Annotated in this window: 23 protein-coding genes; 17 read left to right on the top strand and 6 right to left on the bottom strand. The window is 61.6% G+C overall.

What is annotated here, in order from left to right; genetic code table 11:
* Window positions 1-16 precede the first annotated feature (16 nt).
* The 4 genes from QCE63_RS16435 (at window position 17) to QCE63_RS16420 (ending at window position 3,554) form a co-directional block, all read left to right on the top strand.
* Window positions 17-1,165: a helix-turn-helix transcriptional regulator gene (locus tag QCE63_RS16435; RefSeq protein ID WP_309834442.1), complete on the top strand. Its 1,149-nt coding sequence runs from the start codon at window positions 17-19 to the stop codon at window positions 1,163-1,165.
* A 197-nt stretch (window positions 1,166-1,362) separates the two neighbouring features.
* The gene (locus QCE63_RS16430) at window positions 1,363-1,875 is read left to right on the top strand and encodes an AmiS/UreI family transporter (protein WP_309834441.1); all 513 of its coding nucleotides are present in this window, start codon (window positions 1,363-1,365) and stop codon (window positions 1,873-1,875) included.
* Window positions 1,876-1,945: 70 nt separating this feature from the next.
* Complete coding sequence (fmdA, locus tag QCE63_RS16425; RefSeq protein ID WP_309834439.1) at window positions 1,946-3,178, top strand: formamidase; 1,233 nt, start codon at window positions 1,946-1,948, stop codon at window positions 3,176-3,178.
* A gap of 61 nt (window positions 3,179-3,239) precedes the next feature.
* A complete protein-coding gene (locus QCE63_RS16420; RefSeq protein WP_309834437.1) occupies window positions 3,240-3,554 on the top strand; it encodes a zinc ribbon domain-containing protein in 315 nt (104 codons plus the stop codon).
* A gap of 126 nt (window positions 3,555-3,680) precedes the next feature.
* Here QCE63_RS16420 and QCE63_RS16415 read toward each other — a convergent pair whose 3' ends face one another.
* The 3 genes from QCE63_RS16415 to QCE63_RS16405 all read right to left on the bottom strand — a co-directional run bounded on the left by QCE63_RS16415 (window position 3,681) and on the right by QCE63_RS16405 (window position 5,496).
* Window positions 3,681-4,475, bottom strand: coding sequence for a carbonic anhydrase family protein (locus tag QCE63_RS16415; protein ID WP_309834436.1), 795 nt, complete (start codon window positions 4,473-4,475; stop codon window positions 3,681-3,683).
* 400 nt (window positions 4,476-4,875) lie between these two features.
* Entirely contained in the window at window positions 4,876-5,076 is a 201-nt protein-coding gene (locus QCE63_RS16410) for a hypothetical protein (RefSeq protein WP_309834435.1), read from the bottom strand.
* Between the two features lie 21 nt (window positions 5,077-5,097).
* Window positions 5,098-5,496, bottom strand: a complete 399-nt coding sequence (locus QCE63_RS16405; protein WP_309834433.1) for a 4-oxalocrotonate tautomerase family protein — start codon at window positions 5,494-5,496, stop codon at window positions 5,098-5,100.
* A 103-nt stretch (window positions 5,497-5,599) separates the two neighbouring features.
* Between QCE63_RS16405 and QCE63_RS16400 the strand changes: the two genes are divergently transcribed.
* From QCE63_RS16400 to QCE63_RS16360, 9 genes are all read left to right on the top strand, one after another.
* On the top strand, window positions 5,600-6,484 hold the full coding sequence (locus tag QCE63_RS16400; RefSeq protein WP_309834432.1) for a LysR family transcriptional regulator: 885 nt from the start codon (window positions 5,600-5,602) through the stop codon (window positions 6,482-6,484).
* A 227-nt stretch (window positions 6,485-6,711) separates the two neighbouring features.
* Window positions 6,712-7,563 (top strand): transporter substrate-binding domain-containing protein, encoded by an 852-nt coding sequence (locus tag QCE63_RS16395; protein WP_309834431.1) that lies wholly within the window; start codon window positions 6,712-6,714, stop codon window positions 7,561-7,563.
* 13 nt (window positions 7,564-7,576) lie between these two features.
* On the top strand, window positions 7,577-8,293 hold the full coding sequence (locus QCE63_RS16390) for an amino acid ABC transporter permease (protein ID WP_309834430.1): 717 nt from the start codon (window positions 7,577-7,579) through the stop codon (window positions 8,291-8,293).
* Window positions 8,294-8,304: 11 nt separating this feature from the next.
* The gene (locus QCE63_RS16385; protein WP_309834428.1) at window positions 8,305-8,949 is read left to right on the top strand and encodes an amino acid ABC transporter permease; all 645 of its coding nucleotides are present in this window, start codon (window positions 8,305-8,307) and stop codon (window positions 8,947-8,949) included.
* On the top strand, window positions 8,946-9,698 hold the full coding sequence (locus QCE63_RS16380) for an amino acid ABC transporter ATP-binding protein (protein ID WP_309834427.1): 753 nt from the start codon (window positions 8,946-8,948) through the stop codon (window positions 9,696-9,698). The genes QCE63_RS16385 and QCE63_RS16380 overlap by 4 nt, the downstream gene beginning before the upstream one ends.
* Window positions 9,699-9,709: 11 nt before the next feature.
* The gene (locus tag QCE63_RS16375; RefSeq protein ID WP_309834425.1) at window positions 9,710-10,459 is read left to right on the top strand and encodes an IclR family transcriptional regulator; all 750 of its coding nucleotides are present in this window, start codon (window positions 9,710-9,712) and stop codon (window positions 10,457-10,459) included.
* A gap of 186 nt (window positions 10,460-10,645) precedes the next feature.
* Window positions 10,646-11,386, top strand: coding sequence for an ATP-binding cassette domain-containing protein (locus QCE63_RS16370; RefSeq protein ID WP_309834424.1), 741 nt, complete (start codon window positions 10,646-10,648; stop codon window positions 11,384-11,386).
* Between the two features lie 24 nt (window positions 11,387-11,410).
* Entirely contained in the window at window positions 11,411-12,436 is a 1,026-nt protein-coding gene (locus QCE63_RS16365; protein WP_309834423.1) for an ABC transporter permease, read from the top strand.
* A 90-nt stretch (window positions 12,437-12,526) separates the two neighbouring features.
* A complete protein-coding gene (locus QCE63_RS16360; protein WP_309834422.1) occupies window positions 12,527-13,519 on the top strand; it encodes a sugar-binding protein in 993 nt (330 codons plus the stop codon).
* Between the two features lie 612 nt (window positions 13,520-14,131).
* Here the strand turns inward: QCE63_RS16360 and QCE63_RS16355 are convergent.
* A complete protein-coding gene (locus QCE63_RS16355; protein ID WP_309834421.1) occupies window positions 14,132-14,965 on the bottom strand; it encodes a helix-turn-helix transcriptional regulator in 834 nt (277 codons plus the stop codon).
* 122 nt (window positions 14,966-15,087) lie between these two features.
* Between QCE63_RS16355 and QCE63_RS16350 the strand changes: the two genes are divergently transcribed.
* Together QCE63_RS16350 and QCE63_RS16345 are read left to right on the top strand one after the other, a co-directional pair.
* Window positions 15,088-15,729, top strand: coding sequence for an HD domain-containing protein (locus QCE63_RS16350; protein ID WP_309834420.1), 642 nt, complete (start codon window positions 15,088-15,090; stop codon window positions 15,727-15,729).
* A gap of 48 nt (window positions 15,730-15,777) precedes the next feature.
* On the top strand, window positions 15,778-16,362 hold the full coding sequence (locus QCE63_RS16345; protein WP_309834419.1) for a carbonic anhydrase: 585 nt from the start codon (window positions 15,778-15,780) through the stop codon (window positions 16,360-16,362).
* Window positions 16,363-16,393: 31 nt separating this feature from the next.
* Here the strand turns inward: QCE63_RS16345 and QCE63_RS16340 are convergent, their stop codons facing one another.
* Window positions 16,394-18,040: an ATP-binding cassette domain-containing protein gene (locus QCE63_RS16340; RefSeq protein ID WP_309834417.1), complete on the bottom strand. Its 1,647-nt coding sequence runs from the start codon at window positions 18,038-18,040 to the stop codon at window positions 16,394-16,396.
* A 183-nt stretch (window positions 18,041-18,223) separates the two neighbouring features.
* Between QCE63_RS16340 and QCE63_RS16335 the strand changes: the two genes are divergently transcribed.
* Window positions 18,224-18,742, top strand: coding sequence for a cytochrome P460 family protein (locus QCE63_RS16335; RefSeq protein ID WP_309834415.1), 519 nt, complete (start codon window positions 18,224-18,226; stop codon window positions 18,740-18,742).
* 1 nt (window position 18,743) lies between these two features.
* Here QCE63_RS16335 and QCE63_RS16330 read toward each other — a convergent pair whose 3' ends face one another.
* The gene (locus QCE63_RS16330) at window positions 18,744-19,391 is read right to left on the bottom strand and encodes an isochorismatase family protein (RefSeq protein ID WP_309834414.1); all 648 of its coding nucleotides are present in this window, start codon (window positions 19,389-19,391) and stop codon (window positions 18,744-18,746) included.
* A 686-nt stretch (window positions 19,392-20,077) separates the two neighbouring features.
* On the opposite strand from QCE63_RS16330, the gene QCE63_RS16325 reads away from it, so the two are divergent.
* The gene (locus tag QCE63_RS16325) at window positions 20,078-22,018 is read left to right on the top strand and encodes a hypothetical protein (protein WP_404990151.1); all 1,941 of its coding nucleotides are present in this window, start codon (window positions 20,078-20,080) and stop codon (window positions 22,016-22,018) included.
* Window positions 22,019-22,023: the final 5 nt, after the last annotated feature.

The following is a 22,023-nucleotide window of genomic DNA, read 5'->3' as shown; positions in this document are numbered from 1 at the left end:
GCGCAACGGAGTCGCCATGACGCCGCTGATGCCCAGCGTCGTTGCACCGGTTGCAAGCGACGATCTCATCTATCACGTTCACGCCGCAGGCGACTCCGACGAGGCCTGGTCAGGCGTGCTGGCGCGCATCAGGGCGCAGTTTCAGGTGCGCTGGGCCGCGCTCGCGCAACACAGCTTCGCCACGCGCGAAGCGCGCGCGCTGTACGCCGCGCCACCCGACCCGCGCCTGTGCGAAGCCTTGGCCGATCATTCAGCGAACAATCCGTGGTTTCTTTCAAGCGATGCCTATCGCGAAGGCCGCGTGCTGTCCGGCGATGAATTGCTTTCCAATCGCGAGCTCGTCAAGACGGATTTCTATCGCGGCATGCTGCTGCCGCACGGTCTGTTTCACCGGCTATGCGGCGTGATCGCGCGGCGCAATGCGCTCGTCTACACCCTCGATCTGCATCGCGGACCCGAGGAGCCGCGCTTCGGCACGCGGGAACGCCATGCCTTCGCGGCGCTGTTGCCGCATCTGACGCTGGCGCTGGATATCCGCTGGCGGCGGCGCGAAACCGAGGACATGAATCGTGCGCTGACGAGCATGGTGAATGCCCAGGCGCGCGCGGCCATGCTGGTCGACGAACACGCGCAGCTCGTGTTCGGCAGTGACGGTGCGAAGCGCGCATGCGAGGGCGCGGCCGGCTTGCGCATCGAGCATGGACGGCTGGTCGCCGCGGTCAGCGCGGACGACCGCGCGTTGCAGGACGCAATCGTCAGCGCCACCCGCGCCCGCACGTTCGACGACGCGCAGACCGCGCATGTGCTGTCGCTGTCCGCGCCGGGATGCGCGGCGCCGGCGGTGGTCGCGGTGCGCAACGCAGGCCCGGTGTTCCGCGCCGAGCTCGGCGAAACGCGTCACCTGGCTATCGTGACGGCGCTCAATGCCTGTGCCGAAGACGACCACACGGACTGCGCGTTCGTGCGTCAGTTCGGGCTGAGCCCTGCACAGGCACGCATGAACGCGTTGATCGTGACGGGACATTCCATTGCGAATGCCGCGCTCGCGCTGCATATTTCCGAGAATACCGCCCGCAGTCATCTCAAGCAGATCTTCCGGAAAACCGACACGCACAGTCAGATGGAACTCGTGCATCTGCACGGGCGCGTCTGCCTGGCTTCGTAGCGTCCTTTCTTCCTTTCTTCAGCGGACTCACCCAAATGGGTGAGCGCGCCTGACCGCGCCTGACCCGTTTGGGCGAATCAAAATCCCCACTGCGGGGGATTCGCGCCACACGCCCGCTCTCTACCATTTGCATGCCGGACCAACGGCTATCCGCTTTCATCCTCATTTCCCGCATCGCCGCGCGACAGGAGATTGCCATGCTGGGTTTATGTCTGCTCTACGTCGGCGCAGTGCTCTTTCTGAACGGTCTCTGGCTGCTGGGACGCATCGGCGACCGCGAGATCTGGGTCATCAATGTCTTCGCGGGCGGCATCACCCTGCTTGCTTCGCTCAAGCTCGCGTTCGGCGCGGGAGCCGATGCCGCATCGATCAAGGCCGCCGCGCTGACGCTGCTCTTCACCTTCACGTACTTCTGGGTGGCCATCAACCGGTACAACGGCGCGGATGGACGCGGGCTCGGCTGGTTCAGCCTGTTCGTCGCGCTCACGATCATTCCCGTGGGGATCGATTCGATCGCGCACGCGAACTCGACGTGGTCCGTGTGGTTCGCGCTGTGCTGGTTCGGCTGGGCGTTCCTGTGGCTGCTCTTCTTCGTGCTGCTCGCCCTGCAGCGGCCGATCGTCAAGCTGACCGGCGCGGTCACCATCATCGCCGGGATCGTCACGGGCTGGCTGCCCGGATACCTGCTGCTCAACGGCACGTTGAGCTAGCCCTGCTGTTGAACCCGCTGTCCATGCGCCGGTGCATGCGCCGGTCCGATCGAACCAGGAGACATGTGTCATGGCTGAAACGCTCATCAAGGTCGACCTCAAACAGTCAGCATTCGACAACGAGCAGGTTCACAACCGCTGGCATCCCGACATTCCCATGGCCGCATGGGTCAAGCCCGGCGACGACTTCATCCTCGAAACCTACGACTGGACCGGCGGCTTCATCCAGAACAACGATTCCGCCGACGACGTGCGCGATATCGATCTCTCCATCGTGCACTTTCTGTCGGGGCCGGTCGGCGTGCATGGCGCCGCACCCGGCGACCTGCTGGTGGTCGATCTGCTCGACATCGGCACCAAGCAGGATAGTCAGTGGGGCTTCAACGGCTTCTTCTCGAAGAAGAACGGCGGCGGCTTCCTGACCGATCACTTCCCGCTCGCGCAAAAATCGATCTGGGATTTTCATGGCTTGTTCACGAGTTCGCGCCATGTGCCCAATGTCTCGTTCGCCGGGTTGATTCATCCCGGGCTGATCGGCTGTCTGCCTGATCCGAAGCTGCTCGCGGAATGGAACAAGCGCGAAGTGGATTTCATCAAGACGCAGCCGGATCGCGTGCCGCCGCTGGCGAATCCGCCGTTCGCGGCCACCGCGCACATGGGCAAGCTCAGCGGCAACGGCCGCGAAAAGGCGGCGGCCGAAGGCGCGCGCACGGTGCCGCCGCGCGAACACGGCGGCAATTGCGATATCAAGGACCTGTCGCGCGGCTCGAAGATCTTTTTCCCGGTGTATGTGGATGGCGCGGGTCTGTCGGTCGGCGATCTCCATTTCAGTCAGGGAGACGGCGAGATCACCTTCTGCGGCGCGATTGAAATGGCCGGCTGGGTGCATATGCGCGTGAGCGTCATCAAGGACGGCATGGCGAAATACGGGATCAAGAACCCGATCTTCAAGCCCAGCCCGATCACGCCGCGCTATGACGATTACCTCATTTTTGAAGGCATATCCGTCGACGAAGCCGGCAAGCAGCATTACCTCGATGTGCATATCGCCTACCGGCAGGCGTGTCTGAACGCGATCGAATATCTGACCAAGTTCGGCTACACGCGCGCGCAGGCGTATTCGATTCTCGGCACGGCGCCCGTGCAGGGGCATATCAGCGGCGTGGTCGACATTCCGAATGCGTGCGCCACGTTATGGCTGCCGACACAGATCTTCGACTTCGATATCCGCCCGAACGCCGATGGTCCCACGAAGCATGTCAAAGGCGGCGCCGATCTGCCGTTGTCGCAGGACAAGGCCTGAAGCTCAATCCGTCGATGAGCGCGATGCATGCGCCGTATGCATCGCGCAGGAGTTCGATCCCATGCCCCTTTATCAATACCTGTGTCCATCATGCGGGCCGGTCGATGCCATGCGCCGGATCGCGGATCGCGACGCGCCGCATCCCTGTCCGAGCTGTGGCGCGAGCATGCGTCGCGACGTGGCCGGTGGCGTCATGCTGTCGCTGATGCCGCAGTCGCGTCGCGATGCCTTCGCCACCAATGAACGCAGTGCGCATGCACCGAAGAGTTCGTCCACGGCAGGGCATCGGCATGGTCCGAATTGCGGTTGCGGCAAGTCGAACGGGAACGGTGTGAAGGGACGCCCCGCGGGCCGCCCCTGGATGATCAGTCACTGATCCATTTGCATTTGCATGCGGATGATCGTGGCGGTTTGGCTCGCAGCCACTTCACGCCGCTGGATGACTGCCGGGGCGGCCTCGCACAACGTCCGCGTGGATCTCTGCATCAACACGGGCTATGCCTCAATTGACTTCGATAACTTCACGTCCGTTGAGTGGCTGTATGGGGCGCTGATTGTGGTAATAAAATCGACGCATCGCCTTCAACTGCGCTGCGCTGATCGTCACAGGCTCCTTGAGCTCGATCCAGGTGACGCCTTCACTGCACGGCGGCGTCGTAAGGGAACCGGAATAGGTGTAATAGCCCGAGGTCGGTTTCGGAAGCAGGCCAGACGGATTGATCATGACCGCTTCATCCATCTTCTCGCCGCCAGCACGTTGAGGTATGTCCTGGAGCAAAGCCCCGAGTACGGGGTTCGGCTTGGGCCCGACGATGAACTGCACCGCCACAACGAGCAGCTTGCCGTCAGCATCTGCATGGACGAGATGCATGTCCATGGGCGAAGCGCGTCCAGCAAAACGCTCTTCACCAGGCGAATGAAAGTGGAATTGAATTAATTGATAGCGCCTGCCAGAAAGCGTAACCGAGTCCTTACGCGGATGAGCCCCGAACTGAATGGCATGACCGGTATTCAGCAAATGCACCGGCATGGGCTCGTAGAAGAATTGAATTTTCGGCGTGTTCGGGGGCGCCTTTGTCGTTGTGTTGCTGTTGATGTCGATGGGCGATTCTGACTTCCCACGCTCACAAGCCCGAAACGCCTCGTCGATCTCGGCCCAATGCGAGGGGCCTTCCGACCCATGGTAGCTCCAGTGAAGAGCGGCGCCGGGCGGGCTGGCGGGCGTTGGCAAGGCGCTCTCTGCGTGTGAGCCCGAGATCAGGCATGCGCCCACCAAACATCCAAGTGCCCATTTCATCTTGATTAAAACTCCTCGATTTCTTCTCTGATTAGGATGCGTTGTTATCGGTGTTCCGCGTGGCGGAGTGACTATTGATAAGTAGTCTTTGTCTGAAAAACACGCGGATCGATACCCACGCTTGCCGACGTCCATATCACCAAGTCCAAGGAAAATATCCTGCTTCGACTACTTTGTCCAACATAAGATTATCTCGATATTTAGCGGCGTGTTTTGCTCGAAATGAGATCGGTCTTATCGATGAAAATCCGGTAAGCAAATACACTCTGTTCGCACGCGATGCGCCCGAGGTCTCGAGGATGAGCCGCTCCAGTCGATCGCCGAAGCGCATCAGATCGCTTTGATGGTTCGAGATCCTCGTCCATACCATTCTGATGGCCCGGACGAATGACCGACCCGGTCAGCCGTCGGACGCGCGCTCGCGACAATGGCGATTCGGTGACGTCCCGGCGCCAACGCGACCCGCGTCCGGATCGCCGACACGCGCTCCCGCTTCTCCCGCCAGCGCCTCACCCCGACCGCTGACGGCAATTCGGTAGTGAACCATGGCGCTGGCCAACACACCCAGCGAGCCGATCGTTTCCAGGAAGTCTCCGAGCATGGCTTTCTCCTTGAAGTTCGCCTAGACACCCGCCTTCTGGTGCCGCCACTCTTGCGTCCGTCCGCCGAATCCATAAGCGGTGGCGCGTGCGTCGATCAGATACACGTAAGAGACTTCATGGACGGCCGCTCTCAAGCCGCGCATCGCTTCGTGCACCTGGCGGATGAATTCAGCCTTTTCCGCCTTGGTATTCGTCTCGTCGGTAATGCTCACTTCGACAAAGTACGATGCGGCCGACAGTTCAGCCAGGCTCTTTCCACCGACCAGCCAATCCTCATCGGCGATGTAGTCGAGCGTCACGGCCATATCGGACGGCTTCTTGCCAAGGATGTCCGCTGTCAGCTGGCTGACGGCTACCGCTGCTCGCCGGCCCAGCTCGCGGTCACGTTGTCCGGAGAGTTGGATGGTGATGTGTGGCATGGTTCGCTCCTGTCTGTGATTGATGTGCCAATCATGCGCGTCACTTACGCCCTCGAAAAGCGGGAAGATAAGCTAATATCCATCGGCAAACCCGGGGGATGACATGCACGCATTCGACGTCGAGCAGTTGAAGTCTTTTATTGCCGCGGTGGACGCAAAGAGCATCACTGCGGCGGCGCCCGCGCGCAGTCTTTCGCAATCGGCCTTGAGCGAGCAACTGGCCAAACTGGAGACCCGGGCGGGCCAGACGCTGCTGCTGCGCGCCAAGAGCGGCGTCACGCCTACCGCCGCAGGCGTTCAACTGCTGCGCCACGCCAGGAGGATCGTCGGCTTGTCGGAGGCTGCGTGGCGAGACATGCATGAGATACCCGAGGACATCGAGGTGGGAGTCGGTGTCACGGGCTACTTCCGCAGTGCGGATCTCGGGCAGTTGCTCGCGCGCGCGGTGACGGACTGTCCCCGGATCCGGCTGCGCAGCCTGGTGGGCATGACTTCCGATATTCAAGCCGCGTATGAGCGAGGCGAAATCGATCTTGCGTTACTGATGAGCCTGACAGGCCCGAAGTCCCGCCGCTCGAACGACAGCACCGAGCTCGGTGTCGAGCCGCTGCAATGGGTAACCGCCGCCGATCGTCCGGATTCGCCGCGCGGGCGCGCCGTGCCGCTTGTCCTTCTGCCCGAGTTCTGCTCGCTTCATCGGCTGGCGGTGGACAGCCTGCAAAAGAAGGGCATTCCCTTTTATGTGAGTCACATCGCGTCTGGCGTCGAGGGCCTCACCGCCGCACTGGAAGCCGGGCTGGGCGTGGGTTGTCTCAATGCCTCCGCAGCCGCGCGGCCTGGACTGCGGATACTGTCAAAGCCTGCTCTTCCGTCCCTTCCGAAGGCTCGATTCTTTCTCAGGTCAAGGCGCGAGGAGCGCTTCGAAGAGAAGTCGGAGCTACAGGAACTGGCAGCCGTCGTGACGAAGCACTTTACAGAGCGGCCCTAGGCGAAATCGCCCGCCGGACGTCATGACCTAGCTCAACAATATTTCGAAATCAATAAGGGTTCTGGCTGCTTGCACAGTCCTTTTTAACGTCCAACACTCTGGCATCAATCCGGCTCGCCAGATCGTTGTCCGATATACCGGACAACCTGATATTCGACTAAACGTTGCCAAAGCGAGGCGAAGCCCGGAGCGGTTTCTCAGACCACCCCCTCGACCAGGATCTGAACATGAAGCTCGCCACCAAGGGCAACAAGGCCGTCTTGCTGCTTGCCGCAACCGCCGTGAGCGGATTGCTCGCGCTTTCCGCCTGCACGAAAGTGGCAACGCCTGAGCAAGGCGCATCGGCAGCAGCGCCTGCATCCACGCTTCAAGCCGTGCTTCAGCGCGGCACGCTGCGCGTCGGCGATTGCTTGACGTTCGCGCCGTTCGGCTTTTACGACAAGGACGGCAATCCGGATGGCTATGACGTCGACCTCGCCAAGGAACTCGCGAAGCAAATGGGCGTGAAGCTCGAAGTCGTGAACACGACCAGCGCGAACCGCATCCCGAACCTGCAAACCGCCAAGGTCGATGTCGTGTTCTGCAACTTCACGCGCAACCTCGAACGCGCGAAGGTCGTCGAATTCACCTCGCCCTACGTGGTTGCCAGCGAAGCGATGCTCGTGAAAAAGAGCAGCGGCATTCAGTCGGCGAAGGACATGAGCGGGCGCACCATCGCCACGGTCAAGGGCTCGACCAACGGCGACGAAGTCCGCTCGATGGGCATCCCCGTCAAGATTCAGGAATATGACAGTTCACAGGCGGCCATTCTCGCCGTCAAGCAAGGCCAGGCTGATGCCATGATCGAGGACAACAACTTCCTTGCGTATCAGGCGAAGCTCGATCCGGAACTGGCGGTGACCAACGAAGCACTCGTGCCGCTCGAGTACAACGCCTTCGGCGTGAAGGCAGGCGATCAGGCGTGGCTCAACTATCTGAATCTGTTCCTGTTCAACATCAACGCATCGAAGCTGAATGCGCAGTTGTACAAGAAATGGTTCGGCGTCGATCCGAAATATCCGCTCAATCCGCAGTTCTGAAGCGGAGGCGCAGATGAGCTATCAATGGATGACGCTTTGGGGCTATGTCCCCGAGTTCCTGAAGGCCGGCTGGCTGACCTTGCAGGTCACGTTGCTGTCGTTCGTGCTGGCGCTCGCGCTCGGTCTGATCGCGGCGCTCGCGAGCATGTCGCCGTCGTCCATCGTGCGCTTCATCGCGCGGGCTTACGTCGAAGCCATCCGCAATACGCCGGTGCTGCTGCAGATCTTCATCGTGTTCTTCGGCTTGCCGTCGATGGGCATTGCACTCGATGCTTACTGGGCCGGGGTCATCGCGCTGGGCGTGAACGTGGGCGCGTATCTGTCGGAGGTGTTTCGCGCGGGCATGCAATCGGTGCCGCGCGGACAGATTGAGGCAGCCGGCATTCTCGGTCTGGAACGCGGGCAGATCTTCAAGGAGATCGTGTTGCCGCAGGCGACGCGTGCGGTGTATCCGACCATCGTCAATTATCTGATCCAGTTGTTGCTCGGCACTTCGCTGTTGTCAGCCATTGCATTGCCCGAACTCACCGGCACCGCAACCGTCATCAATGCGCGCACGCTCTTGTATGTGCAGACCTTCGCCGTTGTGCTGGTCGCGTATCTGGTGCTGAGCAACGTGCTGTCGTGGATTGCGAGTCAACTTGGCGCACGCATGTTTCATCCGCCGCTCATCGTGAGGCCGGGGATCCGCAGGGCTGGATTCTCGCTGCGCCGTGCGAATCGTGCATGAGGGACTAGAACATGTCACTCGAACTGCTGAAAAACAGTCTGTCGATCCTGCTGCATGGTCTCGTGACGACGCTGCTCCTGTCGCTTGCGGCGATCGTCGGGAGTACGCTGATCGGCCTGCTCGCCGCCGTGTTGCGGACATTCGGCCCGTGGGGCACGGACCGGATCGCGAAGCTCTATACGGAATTGTTTCGCGGTACGCCCGTATTGATCACGCTGATGTTCATCTACTTCGGCGTCTCCTACTTCGGTTATGCCATCGATGTCTTCGCAGCCGGCGTGATCGGCCTGAGCGTGTATCAGGGCGCGTATATCGCGGAAGTCTTTCGCTCGGGTATCGAATCAGTGCCGAAGGGACAGTGGGAAGTCTCGCAGATTCTCGGTCTGTCGCGCATGCAGGCCTTCACCTCGGTGGTGCTGCCGCAGACCGGGCGCATCGTGTTGCCGCCGCTCGTGGGTCAGTATCTGTCGCTCATCAAGGATACGTCGATCGTCAGCATGATCGGCATGTCCGAACTGATGCACGGCGGCCAGGCCATCGTGGATCGTGTCGGCAAGCCGGTGGAGATCTACGGCCTCGTCGCACTGATCTATTTCGTCGTGTGCTTCCCGCTTTCGCAATGGGTGCGCCATCATGACCGCCGGAGACTGACTTGAGCGATTCCATCCAGAGCAAACCCGTCATTTCGCTGTCGGGCGTGAGCAAGGCATTCGGCGCAACGCGTGTTCTCAACGATATCAATCTCGACGTGCGCGCGGGCGAAGTGCTCGTGCTGATTGGCGCATCCGGTTCGGGCAAGAGCACGGTGCTGCGCATCATGGCCGGACTGGAAACGACGGACTCCGGCCACGTGTGGGTCAACGACGTGCCCCTGCACGATCCGAAGCGCGCACGCGAGATTCGCGGCCACGTCGGCATGGTGTTTCAGCAGTTCAACTTGTTCCCGCACAAGACCGCGCTCGGCAATGTCACCCTTGCGCTGATCAAGGCGCGTGGCATGTCGCCCGCCGATGCCCGCACCCGCGCCATGGAAACGCTCGACCGCGTGGGTCTGGCGGACCGTGCATCGCACTATCCGATCCAGTTGTCGGGCGGACAGCAGCAGCGTGTCGCGATTGCGCGGGCGCTGGCGGTCGAACCCGGCATCATGTTCTTCGATGAAGCCACCTCCGCACTCGATCCCGAGCTCGTCGGCGAAGTGACGGAAGTCATGCGCGGCCTCGCGCGCGACGGCATGACGATGGTCGTCGTCACCCACGAAATGGGATTCGCGCGCAAGACAGCGGATCGGGTCGTGTTCATGGACAAGGGCGTGATTGCGGAACAAGGCGACCCGGAGCACATCTTCGTCAACCCGGCCAACGAACGCACGCGGCAATTTCTCAGCCGTGTACTCGACCATTGAAGGCTGAATGAATGGCAGCAACGGAATCGTCGCGCGCGCGAGGCGTGGACCGTGTCATCGATATCTTCCGGAAGCTGCATCACGCGCAGCGGCCCATGACGATGCGCGAGTTGATCGAAGCGACCGGCTCGCCGCGTTCGAGCATCTATGAACTCGTTGCCATTCTCGCCGACGTGGGCTGGCTCGAAACATCGGCGGATGGCAGTGTGTTCTTCGGACGCGAGATGCATTACTACGGCTCGGACTACGCGGCGCACAACGACCTTATCAGCCGCGCGCATCAGTCCATTCTGGCGCTGGTGCGCAAGTACGACGAAACCACGCAGCTGTGCATGCTCGAAGGGAACAAGTACGCGGTGGTGTTATCGGAGAACAGTGCGCGGCCGTTCAACATCAGCTCGGATATCGGCGTGCGCGTGCCGATTCCGTGGACCGCGACCGGACGCCTGTTGCTCGGCCATATGAATGCCGACGCCATCCGCACGCTGATTCCCGCAGATGACTTCGTGCTCGACAACGGCGTGTGCATCGATTTCGATCAATTCATGCACGATGTGGAGCATGCGAAAGCGCTGGGCTATTGCTGCACGGAAGGTCTGTCCAATGCGTTCCGGCTCTGCATGGCCGCGCCCGTGCGCGACCGCGCCGGTGTGCCGATCGCCGCGCTGTGCTTCATGACAGGCCGCGACACGGACCCTGAACGCCGTCAGTCGATGCTGGACGATCTGCTTCAATCGGCGCAGGCACTGTCGCCGCGCTGAGGAGAATGTAAGCCTCACGCTGCTTGCGTCAAGCTTGTAAGGTACGGGCAACGCTGCCGGGCCTCGGGAAAGCGCTGAGTGAAAGTGCCTTGCTAAAAAGGGCGCCATGCTCTAAAAAAAATAGTCAGCGAACCCAACCGTCGCCCGCGCAGAAGCGCGGACGACTCACAGCGAGCCCGCCTGTCCATGAGTCTTCTCGAACTCAAGGAGGTTTCGAAGCACTTCGGCGCGATACAGGCCCTGACCGACGTGACCTTCAGCCTGGAGCCTGGCGAGGTAGTGGGTCTCATGGGCGACAACGGGGCCGGCAAGTCGACGCTCGTGAAAATCATCGCCGGGAATTTCCCGCCCTCGCATGGCGAGATCCGCATGAGCGGCAAGCCCGTGCATTTCAGCAAGCCTGTCGATGCGCGCGCCCAGGGTATCGAGGTCGTCTATCAGGACTTGGCGCTTTGCGACAACCTGACGGCCGCTGCCAATGTCTTTCTGGGCCGGGAACCGCGCATCGGCTTCTGGCCCTTCCGCGTCCTCGATCACGCCACCATGTACCGGCGGGCTGGCGAACTCTTCCGCGAATTGAAATCTGAAACGCGCCCTCGCGATCTCGTGCGGCAGATGTCGGGTGGTCAGCGCCAGGCTGTGGCGATTGCGCGCACGCGTTTGTCGGAAGCGCGGCTTGTCATCATGGATGAACCGACCGCTGCGATCAGCGTGCGTCAGGTGGCCGAGGTGCTCGACCTCATCCACCGGCTGTCCGAGCATCGCATCGCGGTCATTCTGATCAGCCACCGCATGCCCGACGTGTTCGCCGTCGCGCAGCGCGTGGTCGTCATGCGGCGCGGCCGCAAGGTGTCCGACAAAACGACGGGAAACACGTCGCCGGAAGAAGTGACCGGTCTCATCACCGGAGCCATTGCCGTCGCCTGACTTTTCACCGCCTGGAGACCTGACTTGAAGGATGCCCAACAAAGGCCGACCTCGATGCCGGTCGTGCTCGATGATCCGCAGTCAGCGAGGACGCATACGCGCTGGTCCGGCATGCTGGCAAGCCAGGTGTTCTGGGTGGTGCTCGCGACGGTCGTCGCCTGCATCGTGCTGTCGCTGGCGACCTCGACGTTCGCCACGTCGCAAAACCTGTTCAACGTCACCCGCAACTTTGCGTTCGTCGCCATTGTCGCGCTCGGCATGATGGCGGTGATCGTCACGGGCGGCATCGACATTTCGGTCGGTTCGACCATCGGCATGAGCGGCGTCGTGCTGTCGGTCGTCATGAACGCCGGCTATCCGCTCTGGGCCGGCATCGGCATGGGCTTGCTGACTGCGGGCCTCGTCGGCCTCGTGAACGGCTTTCTGATCGCCTATCTGAACATGCAGCCCTTCGTCGTGACGCTGGGCATGCTGAGTGTCGGCCGCAGTCTCGCACTCGTCATTTCAGGCAGCCGCACCATCTTCGATTTCGGTCCTGACGGCAGCAAGCTGCTCGCGCTCGGCGGCGGATCGACGCTCGGCGTTGCCAATCCGGTCTGGTTTCTCGTCGTGCTCGCGCTGCTGTTCTGGTTTGCCTTTGGCTGGACCCGTTGGGGCCGTTACGTCTTCGCAGTCGGCGGCAATCGCCATGCGGCGAACCTGACCGGCGTGCCGGTGCGCCGTGTGATCTGCTCGGTGTATGTGCTGGCTGGCCTGATGGCGGGCGTCGCCGCGATCCTGGAGGTTGGCTGGCTCGGCGCGGTGACGACTGGTCTCGGCACGGGCGATGAATTGCGCGTGATTGCCGCCACGGTGATCGGCGGCACGAACCTGATGGGCGGCATGGGCAGCGCGTTCGGCACGGTTGTTGGGGCGGCGTTGATCGAGGTGATTCGCAACAGCCTGATCCTGCTCGGTGTCGACTCGTTCTGGCAGGGCACGGTGGTGGGATCCTTCATCATCGTCGCCGTGCTGTTCAACCGGCTCGGCGGCGACCGGCAGACGGACTGAAACATTCACTGACTTAAAGGCGTGTGCGGGGAAGCAATCGTGCGGGGCAGACATAAGCGCCGCCAGACCGGTGTCTTACTGGAGACGAAAATGAAGAAAGCATGGGTGTACCTTGCTGCGCTCAGCGGCCTTGCGATGCTGGCCTCACCCGCCTACGCGGCGGACAAGACGTTGGCCCTGGTGGTGAAGGGGCTTGACAACCCTTACTTCGATCTCATGCATCAAGGCTGCGAGCGGGCCAACAAGGAGCTCAAGAAGCAGGGCTATACCTGCTACTACACGGGGCCTGCGACGGCTGCTGACGAAAGTGCGGAAGTGCAGATCATTGACGACTTGCTGACGAAGGGCGTGGCTGCGATTGCGATCTCGCCATCGAATGCGCCTGCGATTGCCGAGGTGATTCGCCGGCGCGGCACCAAGATTCCGATCATCACTGCGGATGCGGATTTGTTGCCGAAGGACCAGTCGTTGCGCAAGAGTTATGTCGGCACGGACAACTACGACTTGGGGGTAAAGCTCGGTGAGCAGTTGAAAACGCTGATGCCGAAGGGTGGAAAGATCTGTCTGGTGATGGGTAACCCTGCCGCTGAAAACATCAATCAAAGGGCTCAAGGAACGCGCGACGCGTTGGCGGGCAAGAAAGGCGTTGCGAAGCTTGCGGGCGAGAATGGCTGGAACGAGATCAGTGCTTGCCCGCTCTACGTGAATGATGATGCGGCGAAAGCGAACCAGATGATGCAGGACACGTTGACGGCGAACGCGAGTGGCCTTGATGCGTTCGTGCTGGAGGGTGGCTGGCCGCTGTTTGCACCGCAGGCGTATTCGCAGGTGGTTGCGCCGATCATGGACAAGATCCAGAGCGGCAAGTTCGTGATTGTGTCGGCTGATACGCTGGCGCCGGAACTGCAGGCGCTGAAGGACCACAAGGTGAATGTGCTGGTGGGTCAGCGCCCGGAGGAGATGGGATATCAGGCGGCGATGGTGATGCGTGATCTAGCGGAGGGAAAGACGGTAAAACCGATTGTGCACACGGGGCTGGACACGTGTACGTGGAAGAATGCGGACACGTGCCTGAAGCATTGAGGCGGCCGCAGCACGGAGCGCAACCCAACCTGATTGACTGGTCGGCGGCGCGAAGCGCTGCGCCGGAGCGAGCAGGGGCTGTACACGTGTACGTGGAAGAATGCGGACACGTGCCTGAGGCATTGAGGCGGCCGCAGCACGGAGCGCGGAGCGCAACCGAACCTGATTGCCTGGTCGGCGGCGCGAAGCGCTGCGCCGGAGCGAGCAGGGGCTGTACACGTGTACTTGGAAGAATGCGGGCACGTGCCTGAAGCATTGAAGCGGCCGCAGCGCGGAGCGCAACCGAACCTGATTGACTGGTCGGCGGCGCGAAGCGCTGCGCCGGAGCGAGCAGGGGCTGTACCAGTTAGTTGGAGGGCGCGGTTGCACAGTGGGTCCGCGATCCAAGCCCGGTGTGGCCTATGAGGGCACTCGCTACTGCCGGGCCAGAAGCATAATTATGAGTCACGCCCGTATGATGACTTGGGCGGTAAGAAAGCTGCTTTCTTTGGTGACTTTCTTTGCAGCCGCAAAGAAAGTTACCCCCGCCCCGGGGAGGGGCAGCACTAACAGACCGACGCGAAAACAGGAAATCCCTAGAAGCGCGCGCAGGCGAAATAAACCCTGGCGCCCTCACCCGCGGGCGCTCCACACCCGGTGAAGCCGTTCAGTTTCAGCATCGACCGGAAGCATGCACTCCAGCCTCAACTCCTGCCCGGCGACGGTTTGCGGTGTTCCAACCGTGGTGACCATCGAAAAGAATCGCAGCGTCTGACCGTCTTTCGTCAGCGCGAGCGGCACGACCGGCAACGTCATCGCCGACTCGAGACCTCTTGGGTTCTTCCATTCCGCCGGCACGCCGGGATAGGCTTGCAAACTCTCCAGCAACTCGAGAGTCTGCTCATCCACATGCCGTCCCACCGCCTCGCGATACACGCGCTGAATCAGGCTGATCGCAAGGTCATTCCAGCCCGCGATATGCGGCCGAAGGCGCGCAGGATCGAAGATGGCGTGAAGTATGTTATGCGGCTCTCCCCACGCCGAAAAATCCGTGAAACAGTTGAACAGGCGCGGCAGCGCATCGTTGGTCATGAGCACATTCCAGTAGCGGTCCATGACCACAGCCGGATACGGTTCCGCGTAATGCAGCATGCGTTTGAGCGCCGTTGTCACGCCCATCATGTCCTCGTCTTCCCACGTGCCCTCTGTGTACATCGGGGCAAAACCCGCCGAGAGCAACAGGCTGTTGCGGTCCCGCAAGGGGATATCGAGCGATTCAGCGAGATCCAGAAGCGTTTGCCGACCCGGTGAACTCCGGCCGCTTTCGATAAAGCTGATATGCCGCTGCGACACACCGCTCATCAGCGACAGGCTCAGCTGCGTGCATCGACGCACATCGCGCCAGTAACGGAGCAACTCGCCCGTACCCCGGCGGGTGTTTCTGGATGCCGGATTCGCTTCGACCATCTCGATCGCACTCCACGGTTGACCGCGTGCCTTGATTACCCGCCGGGTAATTGAGAGAACGACCCGGAGAACGACAGAATGGCGGGCACGCAAGGCGTCGAGATTATTTTGTTGAGGATGTCATGGAAGAACCCGTCAAGATCGGCGCATTCACCGCTCCGGATTCAGCACACACGCGCCAGGCCAAGGCGCTCGTCGAGCAACTTCATTCAAGGGCGATGATGGCACATGTCCACCGCACCTGGTGGTTTGCGGAATATCTTGGACATCAACGCGGTTTGAAGTATGACCGCGAGGTGGTGTACCTCGCGTCGCTGTATCACGACCTCGGTCTGACCGACGCACATGGCGCGGATCAACGCTTCGAAGTCGATGGCGCTGACGCCGCGAGCCGGATCCTGCTCGCAAACGGTTATCCGAAAGCGAAGGCGGATCTCGTCTGGGACGGCATCGCGTTGCATTCGAGCGGCGGCATCGCCGAACGCAAGCAGCCGGAAATCGCACTGATTTACCTCGGCGCTCATGTCGATGTATTCGGCATGTTCCTGGAGGAAATCACGCCGTCTTTCGTGGATGACGTGCTGCAACTGTATCCCCGCGATGGCTTCAAGCTGGCATTCCAGCACGCGCTTGCCGAGGTGGCTCGAAAGAAGCCTCACACGGTCATCGGCACCGGACTCGCGGATGTCGCACGACGTCATGTGCATGGCTTCGACTGCGCCAACGTGTGCGATCTGATCGATCACGCACCCTTCGAAAGCTGACCGTCACCCTTCCGACGCGACGCACACATCACATTCAGGAGCCGCAGCATGGCAGCCCCGTACAGCGAATACGAATTCAGGACGCAGCCCTGGTTCGATCAGGACGATTTCAAAGGCTTCAATCAAGCCATTCCGATGAAAACGATGGTGATCTGCTGCTTCGACCCGCGTGCGAGCGAAGTTCCGCAGATCGTGGCCGAGCACTTCGGCGACGAAGTCTGGCCCGGACAGAACATCCTGGACGAACAGGGCAACAGGGTCGGTCACACGCGCACGCTGTTCGCGGTGTACTGTGCCGCGGGACGCGCTGCGTCGGCACTGCAATCCGTCGCGACCATGGACTATCTCTTCAATGTCCAGAAAGTCGTCGTGGTGCATCACTCCTTTTGCGGCGCGACGGGCTTCAGACCCGACCAGCTGATCGGCAAGTTCAACACGTGTCATCACGCCGACATCTCGACGATGTTCGATCACGACAGTCTCGCGATCATGAACTTCGAGGATTCGCTCAAGCACGATGTGAAGCTGCTGCGAGACAGCCCTGCCGTCCCCAGGCATGTTCAGCTATACGGCTTCTTCTATGAGATGAACGGCGCTGATCTGATCGAGGTCGTGCGCGACATTCCTGCCTGAAAGCGGGCCTGCCACGCCACACACATCACGCTCAGGCCGCTTCCTCACGCATCCGCCGCGCTTCGTCGCGCAGGAACTGCTGATAGTCGTCGAGATCGCCGTCGAAAGGTTCGACGCCGCCCTTCGTGACGAGCCAGAACTCGTCGCATACGGCGCGCAGCAGCGATCGATCGTGACTGACCAGCATCACCGTTCCTTCGAATTCGTTGAGCGCCATGCCCAATGCTTCGCGTGTAGCGAGGTCGAGGTGGTTGGTCGGCTCGTCGAGCAGCAGCAAATTGGGACGCTGCCACACGATCATGCAGAGCACGAGCCGGGCCTTTTCACCGCCGCTCATCGTGCCGACCGCCTGATGCACCGTGTCGCCACTGAAGTTGAAGGTGCCGAGGAAGGTGCGAAGCGATTGTTCGGTGCCGCTCTGACCCGGGGCGCGCAGATGCGGCGGCGTGTCCTTGGCAAGACGGATCATGTGCTCCATCGGCGTGTCGAGCGGGCGCAAGACGTCCAGTTCCTGCTGCGCAAAGTAGCCGATGTTCAAGCCCTTGCCTTCGCTGATCTCGCCGGCAATCGGCGTCAGTTCATGCGCCAGCGTCTTCACCAGGGTGGACTTGCCCTGCCCGTTGGCGCCGAGAATGCCGATGCGTTGTCCGGCCAGCACGGAGCGATTGATGCCGCGCACGATGATCGTCGGCGATGTGCCGTCGGACGCCGGATAGCCGAAGCTCGCCTCCGACATCGACAGCAACGGATTCGGGACGTTGAGCGGTTCCTTGAATTCGAACGTGAACTCCGCATCGGCCAGCACGGGGGCGATCTTCTCCATGCGTTCGAGCGCCTTGACGCGGCTCTGCGCCTGCTTCGCCTTCGAAGCCTTGGCCTTGAAGCGGTCGATGAATTTTTGCAGGTGGGCGATCTTCTCCGCCTGCTTCGCCATGGCCGCCTGCTGCAATTCGAGCTGCTCGGCGCGCATGTCTTCGAACTTGCTGTAATTGCCGCCGTAGCGCACGAGCTTCGCATTGTCGACGTGCACCGTCACCTGAGTCACCGCATCGAGGAATTCGCGATCGTGGCTGATGACGACCAGCGTGCCCTGATAGCGCTTGAGCCATGCTTCAAGCCACACCAGCGCGTCGAGATCCAGGTGATTGGTCGGCTCGTCCAGCAGCAGCAGGTCGGACGGACACATGAGCGCGCGCGCCAGTTGCAGCCGCATGCGCCAGCCGCCCGAAAAGCTGTTGACCGGCTGTGCAAGCTGCGCGGCGGTGAAGCCCAGGCCCAGGATCAGCGCCTGAGCCCGTGCGGGGGCATCATGTGCGCCCGCGTCGTGCAAGGCCATGTAGGCGTGCGCCATGCGCATGCCGTCGTCGGCGGCCTCGGCGGCCGTGACTTCGGCCTGCGCAGCCAGCAGCAGCGTATCGCCTTCAATGACGAAGTCGGTCGCGCTCTGCTCGGTCTCCGGCATGTCCTGCGCAACCTGGCCCATCTTCCATGCAGCCGGAATGGAAAATTCGCCGCCGTCTTCATGCAGCGTGCCGTTGAGAAGACCGAAGAAGGACGACTTTCCGGCGCCATTGCGGCCGACAAGTCCAATCTTCTCGCCAGGAGTAAAAGTGACGGATGCGCGGTCGAGGACGACATTCACGCCGCGACGGAGCGTGACATTACGGACGGAAATCATAGGAGGCAACTTCGAAGGGGACAGGCATGATAGCCGACCGGGCGTACGGACCGGTCAAATTCATGACTTTCGCCCGGGCGCCGAAACATGGGTGCACCGCGGCCTGACCTTGACAAGGATGGCTCGCAAGACTAGTTTCGAACCGGCTCGAACGGTGCGCCTTCGCCTCGGAGAACCCTTGAGATGACTCGACACCCGATCGTCACGGCGTTGATGTTGACGTCGCTCCCGGCTTCGTTTCCGCTATCGGGCACGGCCCAGGAGAGTACCTCGCCGGTGTTCGGCGTAGCGCTTCCCCCGGGCTATCGCGACTGGCAATTCATCAGCGTCGCGCACGAGGCCGGCAATAACAACGATATTCGCGGCATCCTCGGCAACGACATTGCGATGAAAGCACTCAAGGAAGGAAAGCTGCCCTTCCCGGACGGCTCCATCATCGTGCGGCTTGCCTACGAGTATGTTGCATCGGATCGAAACAATGCCATCTTCGGCCGTGAACAGTCGTTCGTCGCAGGCGCGCCCACCAATGTCCAGGTCGAAGTCAAGGACTCGAAGCGTTACGCGAGTACGGGCGGCTGGGGCTACGGGCAGTTCGAGAACGGCAAGGCCAATCCCAGCGCAAAGATCATCAATAGCTGCTTTGCGTGCCACGCGAAATTGCCAGCCGCCGCTGACCAGGTGTTCACGACCTATTCGAAGTAGTTCAAGTCATTCTCGCGATGACCTCGGCGGTGGGCGCCACCTCGTGCGCGAGAAACGCGTAGTTGATCATCGCAGCCTTGTAGCCGTCTCCCCACACCGGATGGCGAGGCCCCGCGGTCGCGTCGCTGACCACGCACACCTCGAAACCCTGTTCGAGCAGATCCCGCAAATGCGCCTCGACACACATGTTGGCAAGCATGCCGCCGAGGATCACCCGGCGCATGTTGCGCTTGCGCAGTTGCAGCACGAGGTCATTGGTTTGCGGCCCGAAGACTTTGTGGGGACTCACGACGACGGTGCGGCCGTCATCGATATAGGGTTTGAATTCATCGACCCAGTCGGCGCCGGATCCCTGAAAACCCGAGAGATTCAACGCGCCCTCGCGTGAGAATGTACCGGTCGCGAACTCGTCGGCTTCCAGCGGACCATTGAAGTTCCAGGCACGATCGGTCGGATAGAAGTAATGCGGCGAGATGAAGACATTGAAGTCCGAGGCCTTCGCCGCTGTGAATATCTTCAGCATATTTTCAACGGTCTTGTTCTCCGTGACGCTTGCGCCTACGGCCCCCCAGTTTTTTCCGGAAGGACTCAAGACGTCGTTCTGCGGGTCGATGAAGACCACCGCCGTATCGCTTCGATCGATATTCATCACAAGGCCTTTTCACAAGAGTTGAAGGGCAGCTCAGCGAGTCGCTCACCCGTTCGCGCAGCCCGGCGTGAACATGGGATGAGCGGTCCGGAAGCAATGATTCAGATCACATCTTCGAAGGAAAACGTTCGACGCTCCAGCGGGACAGGGAGCGGACCACACGCTGCAAGATCGGCCGACAGCAGCGGATGCGTATTCAGTTATAGCAAAGATTCTGTGGCTCACTGAGGTCCGCATCCATGATCGATGTCAGTGCTTCAGTGATCCCCTATCGTCTGCTCCGCTACTGAAAACGCACCGAGCGATGTGATTCGCAAAAGCCCTACGTCGAAGCATTCAACGCTTCGTTGATCCACATCGGTCGATCCGCATGCAGTCCTCGCCTGAAACGAACGCGCGGTTCCGCTCGCCCATCCGGGAAAGTCCGACAGGGTTAATCACCCCCTCAAGTTGCGAGGCACGTCTCCGTAAACGAAAGCAGGCGTCAGACAATGGAAAGAAATGCCGCGCGTGCGGTAAAACAGCCCGTTCATTGTTCTGTACGTCGTGCCTTCGCTTCCTCACGTTCCAACCGGCTTTCGATCTTGAAACCCACTCTCATCAGCGGCGCCGCGCTCACGGCCTTTTCCCTGTCCCTCGCCGCATGCGGCGGCGGCTCCGGCCCAGCGACTTCCGGCGGCGTCTACATGGGCCCGGTCGCGAACGCCATGGTGGCGATCCACGAACTGTCCGCCGACGGCACGCCGTCCGAGCGCCCGGTCGCCAGTACGACCACCGCCTCAGACGGCACCTTCGTCCTCAGACCGACATTGCGCTATCCGCTGCTGGTGCGCGTGACGGGCGGCACCTATCAGGAAGAAGCGACCGGCTCGAACGCGACCATGACGAGTGAAATCGACGCGGTCTACCTGAATGCGCCGTCGCAGATGATCGTGTCGGCGTACTCGAATGCGATCGTCGCGGATGCGCGCGCGGCGGGCGGCCTCAGCGCCGACAATATCGCCGCTGCGATCGCGCGCGTGAACGCGTTCGCCGGCGACATCGACGTGCAACAGACCGCGCCGGTCTTCGTGCAGGCCGGCGCCTCGACGGACATCACCGACGGCGCAAAGATGGCGCTCGCACTCGGCGCGGAATCGCAAAGCCGAACGACGGCCGGCATCTCCATCACGGCCAGCACGATGAACATCGTCGCGCAGTCGGGCAATGGCGAAACGATCACGGACTGCCACGCCGGCGCGGGCGACACCGCCGCCGACGGCACCCTCGCCGCATCCGCCAGCGGCAATTGCGCAATCACCGCAGGCGCCGCCGATTACGTCAAGGGCGCGCGCAACCGCTCAGGCATTGCGTCGCTCGCGGCATTGAGAAACGTGCTGCCCGGCAAGCCCGACGCAATCATTGTCAGCAGCGCGGCATGCAACGACCGCGACATCCTGCTCGCGCAGCATGGCGCGCTGTTCAAGGCGCGCCAGGATGAAGTCCAGGCGCAGACCGGCAACAACACGCACGGCGTGACCGCTGCGAACTGGAAAGACTTCGCGAACGGCGGATCATGGGGACCGCGCGCGGCCACTTATGGCGCGATCACCACGACCTCATGCAGCAGCGACGTCGGCACGTTCCAGCGTGAATTGCTGATGGCGGTAGAAAATTACTGGGTCGATCAAGGAATCAATTACTGCCATCATCACGTCCCGGGCTGGACGCCGCCGCTCAAGTTCCGCAACTCGTCTCCCGGCAGCACGTCGGGTGGCGGCAGTTCGGGCATGACCTGCACCGCGTATCGCAACCGCGACCGGTCGCAGAGCCTGACGCCGCTGAAGCACGACGACACCAACTGGCAAGGCGTCGACTGTTCCGACTTCACCTCATGGGTGTACAACTTCTCGGGCATCACGCACGAAGGCGGCAACCTGGAGACCGGCATCGGCACGCAGGCCTGCTCGACCGGCGCAGATGCGGTGTCCACGTCGGGCCAGGAACAACCAGGCGTGCTGCTCGACATCAATCACGACAACGTGACGAGCATGCTCGCCTATCTGAAACCGGGCGATCTGCTGTACATCACGGCAACCTCCACGGTGCCGTCCGGCAGCCCGCTGTCCAACGTAGCGGGCGCGGCAACCGTCTCGCATGTGGTCACCTGGACCGGCAAGCGCTTCAACGATCTGCGCAATGGTCCGGAAGGATGGCGTTTCGACCCGGCCCGTCTGGGCTCGGCGGATTCGCGTCTCGGCGGCGATCTCGCCTCCTATCTGCCCTACCCGCCAGCCGAACTCGGCACCGGCACCGGCGACGACAAGAACCCGTGGATGATCGTCGACAGCCACTATGCCGGCCCCGCCTATCGGCCGTTCGTCGCGGTGACGGCAAGCTCGAAGGGGGACTGGTACGGGCAGAATCTGTCGCATGTGCGCCGCATCATCGACGCCGATGCCGCGCGCACGGATCCGGCGCTTGCATCGCTCGTGATCGAAGCGCACAGCACCGGCAACGGCGCCTACGGCAAGGCCGTCACCTTGAGTTCGACGCTCGGCCGCGCGGGAAGTCACGCTCACCAGTGGATCTATCAGCGTCCGTCGGCCGGCGGCACGCCACAGTGCTACCGGATGAACACGCAGTAAGGCCG

Origin of the sequence: Caballeronia sp. LZ065, from assembly GCF_031450975.1 — a bacterium.
GTDB lineage: Bacteria > Pseudomonadota > Gammaproteobacteria > Burkholderiales > Burkholderiaceae > Caballeronia.
Note: the sequence above shows the minus strand (reverse complement) of the source record. Positions and strands in the feature narration are given on the sequence as shown.

What these genes read in the sequence shown, in the direction of transcription:
- QCE63_RS16420 (WP_309834437.1), top strand. Translation starts at nt 3,240, where the DNA reads ATGCCCCTTTATCAATACCTGTGTCCATCATGCGGGCCGGTCGATGCC.
- fmdA (WP_309834439.1), top strand. Translation starts at nt 1,946, where the DNA reads ATGGCTGAAACGCTCATCAAGGTCGACCTCAAACAGTCAGCATTCGAC.
- QCE63_RS16345 (WP_309834419.1), top strand. Translation starts at nt 15,778, where the DNA reads ATGGCAGCCCCGTACAGCGAATACGAATTCAGGACGCAGCCCTGGTTC.
- QCE63_RS16325 (WP_404990151.1), top strand. Translation starts at nt 20,078, where the DNA reads ATGGGCCCGGTCGCGAACGCCATGGTGGCGATCCACGAACTGTCCGCC.
- QCE63_RS16340 (WP_309834417.1), bottom strand. Translation starts at nt 18,040, where the DNA reads ATGATTTCCGTCCGTAATGTCACGCTCCGTCGCGGCGTGAATGTCGTC.
- QCE63_RS16405 (WP_309834433.1), bottom strand. Translation starts at nt 5,496, where the DNA reads ATGCCACACATCACCATCCAACTCTCCGGACAACGTGACCGCGAGCTG.
- QCE63_RS16355 (WP_309834421.1), bottom strand. Translation starts at nt 14,965, where the DNA reads ATGGTCGAAGCGAATCCGGCATCCAGAAACACCCGCCGGGGTACGGGC.
- QCE63_RS16430 (WP_309834441.1), top strand. Translation starts at nt 1,363, where the DNA reads ATGCTGGGTTTATGTCTGCTCTACGTCGGCGCAGTGCTCTTTCTGAAC.
- QCE63_RS16400 (WP_309834432.1), top strand. Translation starts at nt 5,600, where the DNA reads ATGCACGCATTCGACGTCGAGCAGTTGAAGTCTTTTATTGCCGCGGTG.
- QCE63_RS16375 (WP_309834425.1), top strand. Translation starts at nt 9,710, where the DNA reads ATGGCAGCAACGGAATCGTCGCGCGCGCGAGGCGTGGACCGTGTCATC.
- QCE63_RS16395 (WP_309834431.1), top strand. Translation starts at nt 6,712, where the DNA reads ATGAAGCTCGCCACCAAGGGCAACAAGGCCGTCTTGCTGCTTGCCGCA.
- QCE63_RS16360 (WP_309834422.1), top strand. Translation starts at nt 12,527, where the DNA reads ATGAAGAAAGCATGGGTGTACCTTGCTGCGCTCAGCGGCCTTGCGATG.
- QCE63_RS16385 (WP_309834428.1), top strand. Translation starts at nt 8,305, where the DNA reads ATGTCACTCGAACTGCTGAAAAACAGTCTGTCGATCCTGCTGCATGGT.
- QCE63_RS16350 (WP_309834420.1), top strand. Translation starts at nt 15,088, where the DNA reads ATGGAAGAACCCGTCAAGATCGGCGCATTCACCGCTCCGGATTCAGCA.
- QCE63_RS16435 (WP_309834442.1), top strand. Translation starts at nt 17, where the DNA reads ATGACGCCGCTGATGCCCAGCGTCGTTGCACCGGTTGCAAGCGACGAT.
- QCE63_RS16335 (WP_309834415.1), top strand. Translation starts at nt 18,224, where the DNA reads ATGACTCGACACCCGATCGTCACGGCGTTGATGTTGACGTCGCTCCCG.
- QCE63_RS16415 (WP_309834436.1), bottom strand. Translation starts at nt 4,475, where the DNA reads ATGAAATGGGCACTTGGATGTTTGGTGGGCGCATGCCTGATCTCGGGC.
- QCE63_RS16330 (WP_309834414.1), bottom strand. Translation starts at nt 19,391, where the DNA reads ATGAATATCGATCGAAGCGATACGGCGGTGGTCTTCATCGACCCGCAG.
- QCE63_RS16390 (WP_309834430.1), top strand. Translation starts at nt 7,577, where the DNA reads ATGAGCTATCAATGGATGACGCTTTGGGGCTATGTCCCCGAGTTCCTG.
- QCE63_RS16370 (WP_309834424.1), top strand. Translation starts at nt 10,646, where the DNA reads ATGAGTCTTCTCGAACTCAAGGAGGTTTCGAAGCACTTCGGCGCGATA.
- QCE63_RS16410 (WP_309834435.1), bottom strand. Translation starts at nt 5,076, where the DNA reads ATGCTCGGAGACTTCCTGGAAACGATCGGCTCGCTGGGTGTGTTGGCC.